Annotated in this window: 10 protein-coding genes; 5 read left to right on the forward strand and 5 right to left on the reverse strand. The window is 41.6% G+C overall.

What is annotated here, in order from left to right; genetic code table 11:
- Window positions 1–132: 132 nt before the first annotated feature.
- Window positions 133–753 (reverse strand): LysE family translocator, encoded by a 621-nt coding sequence (locus G2999_RS05410; protein WP_029257402.1) that lies wholly within the window; start codon window positions 751–753, stop codon window positions 133–135.
- A gap of 43 nt (window positions 754–796) precedes the next feature.
- Entirely contained in the window at window positions 797–1,489 is a 693-nt protein-coding gene (locus tag G2999_RS05415; RefSeq protein ID WP_010179532.1) for a FadR/GntR family transcriptional regulator, read from the reverse strand.
- A gap of 114 nt (window positions 1,490–1,603) precedes the next feature.
- Between G2999_RS05415 and G2999_RS11935 the strand changes: the two genes are divergently transcribed.
- The 5 genes from G2999_RS11935 (at window position 1,604) to G2999_RS05440 (ending at window position 8,437) form a co-directional block, all read left to right on the forward strand.
- Window positions 1,604–2,488, forward strand: coding sequence for a S9 family peptidase (locus tag G2999_RS11935; RefSeq protein ID WP_010179535.1), 885 nt, complete (start codon window positions 1,604–1,606; stop codon window positions 2,486–2,488).
- Complete coding sequence (kynU, locus tag G2999_RS05425) at window positions 2,488–3,753, forward strand: kynureninase (protein ID WP_010179537.1); 1,266 nt, start codon at window positions 2,488–2,490, stop codon at window positions 3,751–3,753. The genes G2999_RS11935 and kynU overlap by 1 nt, the downstream gene beginning before the upstream one ends.
- An 89-nt stretch (window positions 3,754–3,842) precedes the next feature.
- A complete protein-coding gene (locus G2999_RS11940; RefSeq protein ID WP_010179539.1) occupies window positions 3,843–5,060 on the forward strand; it encodes a 3-deoxy-D-manno-octulosonic acid transferase in 1,218 nt (405 codons plus the stop codon).
- 160 nt (window positions 5,061–5,220) lie between these two features.
- Window positions 5,221–6,021, forward strand: coding sequence for an SDR family oxidoreductase (locus tag G2999_RS11945; protein WP_010179541.1), 801 nt, complete (start codon window positions 5,221–5,223; stop codon window positions 6,019–6,021).
- Window positions 6,022–6,166: 145 nt separating this feature from the next.
- Window positions 6,167–8,437 (forward strand): hypothetical protein, encoded by a 2,271-nt coding sequence (locus G2999_RS05440; protein ID WP_198006090.1) that lies wholly within the window; start codon window positions 6,167–6,169, stop codon window positions 8,435–8,437.
- A 1-nt stretch (window position 8,438) separates the two neighbouring features.
- Here the strand turns inward: G2999_RS05440 and G2999_RS05445 are convergent, their stop codons facing one another.
- The 3 genes from G2999_RS05445 to purU form a co-directional block, all read right to left on the reverse strand.
- On the reverse strand, window positions 8,439–9,113 hold the full coding sequence (locus G2999_RS05445) for a nitroreductase family protein (protein WP_010179545.1): 675 nt from the start codon (window positions 9,111–9,113) through the stop codon (window positions 8,439–8,441).
- Window positions 9,114–9,164: 51 nt separating this feature from the next.
- Complete coding sequence (locus G2999_RS05450; protein ID WP_010179547.1) at window positions 9,165–11,363, reverse strand: M3 family metallopeptidase; 2,199 nt, start codon at window positions 11,361–11,363, stop codon at window positions 9,165–9,167.
- 62 nt (window positions 11,364–11,425) lie between these two features.
- The gene (gene purU / locus G2999_RS05455; RefSeq protein ID WP_010179549.1) at window positions 11,426–12,280 is read right to left on the reverse strand and encodes a formyltetrahydrofolate deformylase; all 855 of its coding nucleotides are present in this window, start codon (window positions 12,278–12,280) and stop codon (window positions 11,426–11,428) included.
- Window positions 12,281–12,313: the final 33 nt, after the last annotated feature.

Genomic DNA, 12,313 nt, shown 5'->3' on the forward strand with positions numbered 1-12,313 from the left:
TTAATGACAAAGATCATTGACAGATAAAATACAAACGCCTAATAAGTAATTATTAGGCGTTTTTTATGGTGAGTATTATTTTGTATATTGAATATTCATTGCGTGTAATGCACACCGCTCGATTGTAGGCTATTAAGAGAACGCTAACCAAACACCCACGGCAATCAGTAAAGTGCCACCGACTCGATTAATATAATGCACTTTATCATTTTTATTTAACCAATGACTCAATCCTTTACCGCCAGTGGCATACATAGACATACTGATAAATTCGCTGATTAAGATGATCGAAATAAATACACTGAGTTGTAGGGTGAGTGACTTATTCGGTTCAAACAATGGCGGTAGTAACGACACCATAAATGCCCATCCTTTGGGGTTTAATATTGCAGTCATAAAGCCATTATTGAACAGCGCTAGAGGAGTGATGGTCTTAATCTGTTTTAAATCATATTGAGCTAGCTGTACAGGCGTTTTCATGGTGCAAACGCCAACATATACGATGTACAGTCCGCCCACTATTTTGGCGTAAAAAAACACATCTGGATAGGCAAGGATGAATTGAGCTACACCGATGACAGATAAAATCCCTACCACAGCGACACCAATTAATTCACCGAGCATCATCCATAGGGTCTTTTTATATCCAACTGTCATTCCTAATGTCATCGCTAGACTCATACATAGGCCAGGGGATATCGACACTAGCAACCACGTTGGAATAAAAATAAGTAATAAAGATAATTCAGGCATGTCAGTATTAATCTATGTTGGATATATGATTGTTGTAAGATGGTTAAATATTGGCTTCGATGATCCGTAAATCATCTAATAAAATCTCTTCAACTAATTGATACGCCAGTACATCTTCACCTTGAGCAATGGCACTATATAATTTGGTATGAAATGAGATATCATTGTAATTGACGCCCTTTACTTGATTAGTATATCGAATACTGACTTTCAATGCTGCTTTGACAAATTGGGTCAACTGAATAAAAAAGCGATTGCCACTGGCCAGTAATATCGTATTTAGAAAATCAATATGAGCTTCTAATACATCATCTAAGCCATGATGGGCATCCGCAATGCGTTGTAAATTGTCATTAAGGATACTGAGCTGGTCACTGGTGACGTGTCGTGCAGCTAATTGAGCTGCGACTGGTTCAATGGCATAACGTACTTGTGTGAACTCTTTGAGCAAACTAAGAGAAGGTTTACTTTGTAAAATCCAGCTGAGCACATCGGTATCAAACAAATTCCATTGCGATTCAGGAAGGACGGTGATCCCTTGTTTGGGACGAGAAGAAATTAAACCTTTTGCTGCCAGCATCTTTACCGCTTCACGTGTTGCACTGCGACTGACACTGAACTGTTCGCACAATACTGCTTCTGAAGGCATGCGTTGATTGACAGGGTATTCGCCTTTAATGATCATGACACCTAGCTTATGCGTCATATCTTGGGTTAAATTGCGAGTGAAGTTCATTACATGCCTATGTGCTTGTTGTGACTAATTTTTTGTATCGAAGAAGGTATCTGTGTAATCATACGATAAAGTATGTATCACGCAACCTAAAACTGCCGAAAAGGAACAATCTCTGTGATAGCCAATCGACCTTCTGTATTTGTTATACCACTTTTATATAGCTTATTGTCTATCATCTGTGTGGTATTCTCGAGTGTCACATTCGCTAATCCCAAGCACCAGCACCTTGAAAATATACCGTATATGAAAATCTCCGAGCTACCTACTACTAGCCCTACTCAGACCTATACCTATGGTCAAAATGAACATCAATATATTGCATTTTGGGCTGGCAAAGGGAGTACTAAAAAAGCACCTATTATTATGATCCATGGCGGTTGTTGGCTCAGTGTATTTGATATGCAACACAGCATTGCTCAAGCCAATGGACTGGCTGCGGAGGGGCATGATGTGTATTCGCTGGAGTATCGTCGTACTGGTAAAAGCGGAGGGGGGTGGCCTGCTACCTTTGAGGATGTACAAATGGGGATCCTGCATGTGATAAACATGCTAGATAAAGATGTGATGATGTTAAACCTGATTGGGCATTCTGCCGGTGGGCACTTAGCGTTATTAGCGGCAAGTGATATACAACGTCATTTAGCGTCAGCCGAACGAGATGATATTCGACTCAATGTGGTTGGGTTGGCTGCGATTACTGATATTGCCCAATACGCTCGCGGTGATAATAGCTGTCAAAAAGTGACCAAAGACTTTATGCAAGGTATGCCTGAACAAGTACCGGCAAGTTATTTTATGGCAAACCCGATACATATACCGTTAACAGATTCAGCCATTAGTAACGTCATCTTATTACAAGGTGATGCTGATACGATTGTGCCAGTGAGGCAGGCTCGACATCCTCATGGGCAAACTGTGATAGTACCTAATGCTGGACACTTTGATTGGCTTCATCCACAGTCAGTGGCCTTTGGACAATTACTCGAGGTGTTACGCTAATGCAACCCACTCTATTTGATTCACTCTACACCCAAGCACAGCAACTTGATAAGCATGATCGTTTAGCCGCTACTCGGGAATTATTTGCCTTACCTAAAGATATGATCTACTTAGATGGAAATTCATTAGGGCCTGTCACGTATATTGCAAAACAGCGTGCTGTAGAAGTCGTGGAAAAGCAATGGCAACCCGATTTAATTAAAAGTTGGAATCAACATCAGTGGATTGATTTACCTCGGCTCGTAGGTGCTAAAATTGCACCATTAATTGGTGCAGATCCTTCTGAGGTGATTGCGTGTGATTCGATTTCAGTGAACTTGTATAAGCTGCTGCATGTTGCATTATCTATTCAACATGAATCATCACCTTCTAGGTACAAAATTATCACTCAAATCGGTAATTTTCCTACCGATGGTTATATCGCCCAAGGTGTTGTAGCCCATCACAACCAAGCCCTAGAATTAGTGTATGCCGAAGAGACAGATATCATTGCAGCGCTTGATGAAGATGTAGCGGTATTAATGCTCACGCACGTTAATTATAAAACAGGCTTAATGTTAGATATGGCTGAAATCACAGCTAAAGCGCATGCGGTTGGGGTGATAGTGATTTGGGACCTGGCGCATACGACGGGTGTGATACCGATTGATTGTCAGGCATGGGATGTGGATTTCGCTGTAGGATGTGGATATAAGTATCTTAATGGCGGCCCTGGTGCTCCTGCTTTTGTGTATGCAGCTCGACGATATCATACGCAGCTCTTTCAACCCTTAACAGGGTGGATGGGACATGCTAATCCATTTGCTTTTGATCAAGACTACCAAGCAGGAGAGGGGATGCAATCCTTTCTTTGCGGTACGCCTTCGGTGATCTCAATGTCGGTATTAGACGCGTCGCTTGATGTGTTTGAGCCGATTGACATGCAAGATGTACGATATAAATCTGTGCAGTTAACTCAATTTTGTTTGCTGTGTATGGAAGCGTCCGATTTATTAGTCGAGTTACCTTGTATATCACCAAGTGATGGTCAGATTAGAGGAAGTCAGTTGGCGTTTACTCACTCTCAAGCTTATGCAATATGCCAAGCACTTATCGCTAAAGGCATTGTCGCTGATTTCAGAGCGCCGAATGTGTTGCGTTTAGGATTTGCCCCATTATATGTGAGTTATCAAGATATTGTGACGAGTGTACGTACGTTGAGTGCGATTATGAGTGAAAAAATTTACCTAGACGATGACTATCAAGTACGTCATGCGGTTACCTGATATTAATTTTTGTTATTACTAGGGATGTTGCATGCCCGCAGGTTACGGTATGATAAAACACCTTCTAAATGATTATATGATATCAAATTGTGACGGATAACTATTCACATCATAGTGCCACAGTCAGTGTTATTTCTGTCATCAAGACAGAATTTGCACGTTTTACTTATACCGCATTAGTAACAATAGTGTGGCTGTTTGCTATGTTGCGTTGGTGCATATTAGGACTGATACGCAGTAAAAAATTCGAGAATCGACGCCTGGAACGTTATGGTCAATTAGGTGAGCTCGTAGCTGAAACAAAAGGCGGTGCATGGTTTCATTGCGTATCGGTAGGCGAAGTGGTTGCTGCTTCTTGTGTCATTAAAGCTTTATTAGCAAAAACTCCGGAACATCCCATTATCATTACCACGACGACTAGTACTGGCGCGCAGCGGGTAGTGGAGATATTTGGTAATGCAAGTCATGTTGCACATCATTATCTGCCTTACGATTTACCTTGGTTAATGCAACGTTTTATTCGCCATATCCAGCCAACTCAAATCATGATCACTGAAGTTGAGTTATGGCCAAATTTGATTCACTATGCGGCTAAACTTAATATTCCAGTCACCATGATCAATGCGCGCATGACCGATAAGTCAGCGCGGCAATATGCTAAAATTAGTTGGTTATTTATGCCAATGCTAACCCATCTTGATCACGTGTGTGCACAAGGTCAACGAGACTATGATGCTTATCTGCGTTTAGGTGTAGTGCCTGAAAAGTTGACGCTCACGCAAAATGTGAAGTTTGATCAAGTCACTGATAATCGCATTCCTGAGGATATCAAAGTATTTGGTGATGCCATCATAGCCCAAGGTCGCAAGGTACTGATAGCCGGTTCAACCCATGCTGATGAAGAAATATTTTGGTTGAATGTATATCAGTATTTATCTCAAGAATGCCCCGAGTTATTACTGGTGCTAGTCCCTCGTCACCCACAACGCTTTGATGAAGTACAAAGGCTCATAGAAATACAGCAATTGTCATTGCAGCGTTGGGAACAGCGAATGGAGATTAATCCTCAGACGCAAGTACTATTAGTTGATGCTATGGGGGTGCTAACGCCTTTATATCATTGTGCAGATATTGCTTTTGTCGGCGGGAGTATCGCTGATCGCGGTGGACATAATGCATTGGAGCCAGCCAGTATGGGGGTTCCGGTGTTAATGGGGGCGTATATTTATAACAATCCGGTGATTTGTGAAACATTAATTCAAGCCCGGTGGATTATATATTATCAAGAACGAAACAGATGCCATTGAGCATGTCAAAGATGGCTTAAGCAACCTCAAATAGCCCATCAAGCGGGTCAAAAAGGATTGAATGTTATTGAGCAGAATCAAGGTGCACTGGGTAAGACGATAGATGTAATTATCAAATAAAGTTTGCGCATCGCGATACACTCATTTTGGAGAACTGGATATGAAACAAGTGATACTTATTACCGGTGGTCTCAGTGGTATTGGTTTAGGGCTAGTAAAGCATTATTTGCGGCGAGATGCGCATATCGCTATTTTTGATGTGCTGGCACCTAATGAGTTAGAAGAACATCTCGATAAAGCGACATATCATGTTGTCACTGGCTTAAACGTAAGCTACTTCCAAGTGAATATCGCTAATAACAAACAAGTTCAACAAGGCGTGAAACAGGTTAGCGTTCAGTTAGGCGTACCGAACTTAGTCGTTAATTGCGCTGGTATATTAAGAGCCGGTCCTTTTGAAACCTTAACTGCGGATGACTTTAGTGCTTCTTATCAAGTGAATGTATTAGGCTCTCGCCATTTGGCTGCTGCATGTTTACCATTGATGGCCAGTGGCGATCAATTTGCGTTTATTGCTTCTATGGCAGGTACAGTAGGGATCTACGGATATTCTGCATACGGAAGTTCTAAATTCGCGGTGCTTGGTATGGCACAATGCATTCGAGCAGAATACGCCCCCAAGGGCATTACTGTTAGTGTAATTTGTCCGCCTGAAATTGATACGCCTATGGTCACTCAAGAGCTTAAAACAATGCACCCGGCCACTCGTATCTTGAAAGATTTCGCAGGACGGCTCACCTTATCTGAAGCACTTACGCAGATCATTAACGGACTAGATAAGAAACGCTTCATCATCATTCCTGGATTTAAAGCTAAATGCACATTTTGGATGAACCGTCTAACCCCCATTTGGTTGCAAAATAAAGTGATAGATGTGATTGTGAAACTCAAACTTGAATAACCGCTACTATTACATCTCAATGATAAATCATAAGTAACACTTTACTGTTTTTATCAATTATTTACGGTCATTAATTGCGTTTTCGCAAACGTCTACTAGGGTTAATTATATACATCAATATAATTAATAATAGGATGCATGGAACATGAACTGTGAATCGCAAACTCGCTTACTCAACGATACTTACTCCCTCTTAAAAAAGAGCGTTTACACAACCATGTTGACTGCAATGTTCTGTTCAAATTATGTTAATGCTGGCACTGCCATTGTATTGCCAGGTTTGCATGAAGATGGATATGATTTACAGAATAATACCATTAGTAGTGCAGATGTTATCGATTGGGAAATTACTAATGCGGATATTGTGTTTGGCGCCTATGAAAATGTCGCTTACAATTCGCGCGTGCGTACATTGGGCTACATGAATAATCAAATTTTAGACTTCAATCCACAGTGGAGAGAAGACGCCATTCGCAACACCGCTGAATTAAATGGTGTTGATTACGAGGATTTTTTCTTACATTTTTCTGAAGATACCGTTCTCGCTGAAGTCGATTCTTATTATGGTGAAGATTCAATATTAAATAGAAAGCCGCTTATAGTTGGCTATACAGCCAGTGCTGACCACTCCGGTTTTTGGCTATATCAAGATCCTAATTGGGATGCCGATGTGTTCAAAGATGCGCTAAACGGCGGTGCACTGTATATCTATCATTCAGAACAATTCGACCGGCTTAGATTTGATTTTAGCCAATTTGCGGGGGCTGGACATTTCACGATTGAGTATCCATCACAGATTAATAGTTTTGGACAAGTCACCCAATGGCAGTCGTTTGACATCAACAAAGATAACACACGGAGTTTTACACGTAACCAAAATGTGATTTGGGAGATGCCTGAAGATTGGATAAGAGCTACCACGAGCGATGGTAGCGGGCTGACCTATGGCGGCGGGCAATTCTTTGCCAACCAATTTATTCGTGACGGTGGGCGCTTGTATGTTGTCCGTGTAAAGTGGCATAGCGATAATATAGCGACTAGACCACGCTTGAATAATATTAGACTCGAAGATAGTTTTAAAATCGTTCAACCTGCAGGCGCGCCCGATACCGACTATGAAGGTCAAAGTATTACTCAATGGCGTCTAATTAAAGGGTTTGATATCAGTGCTGATACCAATAATGATAATTATTTATCTCACAAAGAATTCAGAAAACGTAAAAATAAAAATGCAACGGCACGCTTTCGTTGGGAATCGCGCGTCATCCCTTTTGGTAAGATGTGGAGTCAGAAATCTTCTTGGGCTCTCACTAACGTCAATCACCCTGATTTTGCCAATGCCATCTATAGTCATTATGCCGTGCAATGGGCTGAAAAAGGCTTAAACGGCGCGTATAACGACGATACTAATAAGCTAATTGGAAAGAATCAATTCACCGTTTTCTCTGGTGGTAGGGTAGAAGAGCTTGGTTTGGAAGCCGGCAGTGATGAGGCTGAAATGTTATATTCAGATCAATTCTCCTCATTATTGAGTCGGTTTACAGATGAAATCCCTGATGCGTTAATTGGTTTAAATGTGGGTACCGCTAACCTCTTTGGCCGTAACGGTCAGAATGAGTTAACTGACGCTGGTAGTGTGTATTTGAGAGAGCATTATTTATTCCCATCTACCGGCTTTAGTGGTTATGCCGGGCTGTCGAAATATTGGGATAATTCGGTCATTGCCGCTGATGGCAGAAACGTCATATTCCAAGGGACAACTCGCTATGGGAGGGTGCAATATTTTGGTAATACTGAGGAAAATTGGAAAAAAGACCAATATTCGAACTTGGCGCAGTTTTACTTAAATAATCATGAACAATTGAGTTATTTCCATCAATGGAATAATGGATATATTTATGGAAGTGACAACACGACAGAAGATAATTTTTGGAAGGCAGATATTGCGAAAAATATTGCGTATCAGCCCACACAATTACTCGCCGTTGAGCTAGGAAATCCTGCTAATAGCGCGCCAGATAATGCCGATTTGATGCCGCTTATGCTATCAACAAGTACACCTGAGCCGAGTGATTATACAATTGTGGGTAATTCTGCATCGGAACAAGCGATTCATCCTGACCTACCTGGCTCAGCTGTGTATGTTAAGCCGACCTACACTTATTTTGCCTATCGCTCTGCTAATAATGTGATCCCTGGTGCGCCGGTGGAGATGGTATTGGCACGCGAGTTTGAAAATGGACGAGTGCTCTATCGCACTGATTTTGGCGGTAAGAATCCAGACTATTTTAACGCCCCGACGATCACTATCGATTTAGCGGTGCCGATGCGAACGGTTGATGCCAATGGTAATATTGGCGCGTATGTGTCTCAGATCGAAATAGGTGGCTACGAAGGATTGTTTTTACTTTATTGATTTACAAAAACGTCGAAATATCATCTAAAGACTTTTTGTTTAATGCATGTTCTGGCACAGTAGCATGAACACTTGGGTAGCCAGCTATAATCAGCATATAGGGTCTCTCATCATCAGGCCGGTTACATATTTTGCTCAAAAATGTCATGGGTTTTGGCGTGTGTGTTAACGTTACTAACCCTGATTCATGTAGTGCAGTAATCAGCATACCTGTCGCAATACCAACGGACTCGTGGACATAATAATTAGTGTGCTTTTCACCGACATTCACGCCGCCTTTCTTTTGACTAAATATCGCAATCAGCCATGGGGCATGCTCTAAATACGGTTTTTGAGCGTCAGTCCCGAGTGGCTTTAACGCATCTAACCATTCATCTCCGGCTCGTCCGTCATAAAAGCGTTGCTCATGGGCTTCCGCAGCTTCGCGCACTTCACGTTTTATCTTGGGAGAGTGTATGGCGACAAAGTGCCATGGTTGATGATTGGCCCCGCTAGGGGCTGTTCCGGCTGCTTTAATACAGTTTTCGATCACCGTTTTAGGCACATCACGATCACTGAATTGCCGAATGCTGTGACGCCGTTTTAAACTGGTATAAACAGCAGCGGATCGAGTTATCATTTCTTCGATAGAAAACTCAATATAATCGCTAAGAGGTTGGTTAGTATGAGGCTTCATATGGTTTAATCAGTATTCAGAGTTGCCATTTCGGCAACTCTGCTACATCGATTACTCTTCTTCTGCTTTGGGTACGGGGAAACCACGATCACGCATCAGCGCTTCTACGTTGGCATCACGTCCACGGAAAGCACGATATGCATCAGCTGGATCCATTGCATTTCGTACGGCGAACAAATACTTCACTAAGCGATCCGCAACTTCTTCATCGTAGAAACCACCAGGTGCTTCAGCGAATGCTTCGGCCGCATCTGAGGTCAGTACTTCTGCCCACATATAACCATAATAAGCAGCAGCATATCCTTCACCAGAGAAGATATGTCCAAAATGAGTGGTTCTGTGACGCATCACGATTTCTTCTGGCATACCCAGTTTCGCTAGTTCTTCACGCTCAAATGCATCAGGTTCAATCGTACTTGGATCAGTTGTATGATACTTCAAATCCATGATGGCTGAGGCCATGTATTCAGTGGTTTTGAATCCTTCATTAAATGTCGATGCATTTTTGATTTTTGCAACAAGATCTTTGGGAATTGGCTCGCCGGTTTCATAATGCACTAGGTAATTATCAATCACTTCATCTGTTAATATCCAACGTTCTAATAACTGTGATTGGAACTCAGTGTAATCACGCACACCACTGTGTGATGAAGGATACGCAACATCAGACGCTAAGAAATGCAGAGCATGACCAAATTCATGGAAATAGGTTTCTGCATCATCCCAAGAAATCAATGATGGCTCACCCTCAGCACCTTTCACAAAGTTGGAATTATTCGATGAAAGTACATTGGTTTCACCATCAAACGTCGTGTAAGAACGATAATAAGTTGCCCATGCGCCAGAGCGTTTACCTTGACGTGCAAATGGGTCTAAATACCACAGACCAATATTATCGCCGCTTGTTTTATCATTCACTTCCCATACTTTCACATCAGGATGCCAAACCGGGACACTGCCTTCTGGAACAGGCGTAAATGAGAAATTAAATAAACGACCGGCCACATAAAACATCGCTTCGCGTAATTTATCTAGCTGTAAGTAAGCTTTTACTTCGTCTGAATCAAGATCATAAGTCGCCTTACGTACTTTCTCTGCGTAGTAACGATAATCCCATGGTGCGATTGTAATATCCGCACCCTCTGCATCAGCAATGGCTTGCATATCTGCCACTTCTTCTTCAACTCTTGCGATTGCCGCGGGCCAGACTTTATCCATCAACGCCATCGCATTTTCTGGGTTTTTAGCCATACGATCTTGTAAGCGCCATTGGGCATAATTATCAAATCCAAGCAACTGCACTCGTTCATGACGAAGAGTTAATATTTGTTTAATGATCTCATTATTATCAAATTCGTCACCATTATCCCCGCGTGAATAATAGGTATTCCATACTTTTTCACGAAGTTCTCGATTATCTGAATACGTTAAGAAAGGGTCCATGGATGAGCGAGTATTGGTAATCGCGTATTTACCTGCTTGTCCACGTTGCTCTGCTGCCGCTGCGGATGCTTTGACAAATGAATCGGGTAAGCCAGAAAGCTGATCTTTTGTGATATAAGTGACATAGCTTTCTTCGTCGTTCAAGACATTATTAGCAAACTGAGTATGTAATTTGGCTAGTTCTTTATTTATCTCAGCTGTACGCTTTTGACCTGCTTCATCAAGTAAAATTCCACTTCTCACAAAGCCTTCATAAGATGATTTCACGATGCGTTGTTGTTCTAATGTCATCGTTTTATATTCGTCACTTTCGTAAACCGCTTTAACTCTTTCAAAGAGTGCTTTGTTCTGAGAAATTTTTGAACTAAATTCTGATAATTTAGGACTTAATTCACGTTGAATCGCTCTAAATTCTGGACTAGACATGTTGGATGCCCAGATACCCCAGTAAGTAAATACGTTATCTAATGCTTTACCTGCGCGTTCCATTGCAGCAAAAGTATTTTCAAAATTTGGTGCGGCAGGATCATTTGCAATAGCATCAATCTCAGCTAATTGTAATTCCATACCGGCGGTCACCGCTGGAATAAGTAAGTCTAAATTCATTTTATCAAAAGCTGGAACACCTTCATAAGGACCAGTAAAGGGTTGCATGAGGATATTCGTGGCGGCGACTGATTCTGCCGTTGATGCTACTACTTGATTCGCTGCTGTGGCATCAGCTACTGTTATATTCGGTTTCTCTGAGCAGCCAGCAAGGCTAATAACGACTGCTGCTGCAATCGCTGAGATAATAGGTTTTTTCATAAATGGTATCCATCGTTAATATTGTTTTTATTCCGAAGCATACCTTATGAAAAATGAGGGTATTATGCAAACACTATGGTTTTATTCTTGTCGATCATCACACGATCTTCTATGTGATAACGTAACCCGTTAGCGAGTGCCGTTTTTTCACAATCGCGCCCTTTACGAACCATATCAGCAGCTGCGTCACTGTGTGAGATACGCATGACTTGTTGTTCAATGATAGGACCTTCATCTAGATCAGAAGTCACATAATGACAGGTTGCACCGATCAGTTTCACTCCACGGTCGTATGCTTGTTGATAGGGTTTAGCTCCTGCAAAAGAAGGTAAGAAACTATGATGAATATTAATCGCATGACCATGCCATTTAGTACACATCGCTTCTGGGAGAATCTGCATAAATCGAGCGAGTACAACGGTATCAATGTCATATTTCTCAAGTGTATCTTCAATTTGAGCAAATGCGTTGGCTTTGTCTTGGCCTTTAAAATCAACAAAATAAAACGGTACTTTGTACCAAGCGGCAATATCGGCGATTTTCTCGTGATTTGCAATAATACAAGGGATATCACAATTCAGCTCACCGGTATGCCAGCGATGTAAAATATCGGCCAAACAATGCGTTTCATGGCTTGCTAATAGCGCGACTTTCGGTAAACGTGCAGGATCTGAAATAGTCCAATCCATATTGAATTTATTCGCGATTGGAGTAAAGGCTGCTTCAAATGTCGCCATATCTAAATCGACTGAATCGGCTTGAATTTCGTGACGCATAAAAAAGCGTTTTGTGGATAAATCAGTATGGTGATTAGCTTCTAAAATAGTGGCGCCATATTGTGCCAAAAATTGAGATACTTGAGCGACAAGACCGACCTGGTCCGGACACTGAATGCTCAGGCGAAATGAATGTTGCATGTAAAAGTTTCCAAAATAAACGTATGAAATGAG

It is taken from the genome of Glaciecola sp. HTCC2999, assembly GCF_000155775.1.
Lineage (GTDB): Bacteria > Pseudomonadota > Gammaproteobacteria > Enterobacterales > Alteromonadaceae > Opacimonas.

What these genes read in the sequence shown, in the direction of transcription:
- G2999_RS05410 (WP_029257402.1), bottom strand. Translation starts at nt 753, where the DNA reads ATGCCTGAATTATCTTTATTACTTATTTTTATTCCAACGTGGTTGCTA.
- G2999_RS05415 (WP_010179532.1), bottom strand. Translation starts at nt 1,489, where the DNA reads ATGAACTTCACTCGCAATTTAACCCAAGATATGACGCATAAGCTAGGT.
- kynU (WP_010179537.1), top strand. Translation starts at nt 2,488, where the DNA reads ATGCAACCCACTCTATTTGATTCACTCTACACCCAAGCACAGCAACTT.
- G2999_RS11945 (WP_010179541.1), top strand. Translation starts at nt 5,221, where the DNA reads ATGAAACAAGTGATACTTATTACCGGTGGTCTCAGTGGTATTGGTTTA.
- G2999_RS05440 (WP_198006090.1), top strand. Translation starts at nt 6,167, where the DNA reads ATGAACTGTGAATCGCAAACTCGCTTACTCAACGATACTTACTCCCTC.
- G2999_RS05445 (WP_010179545.1), bottom strand. Translation starts at nt 9,113, where the DNA reads ATGAAGCCTCATACTAACCAACCTCTTAGCGATTATATTGAGTTTTCT.
- G2999_RS05450 (WP_010179547.1), bottom strand. Translation starts at nt 11,363, where the DNA reads ATGAAAAAACCTATTATCTCAGCGATTGCAGCAGCAGTCGTTATTAGC.
- purU (WP_010179549.1), bottom strand. Translation starts at nt 12,280, where the DNA reads ATGCAACATTCATTTCGCCTGAGCATTCAGTGTCCGGACCAGGTCGGT.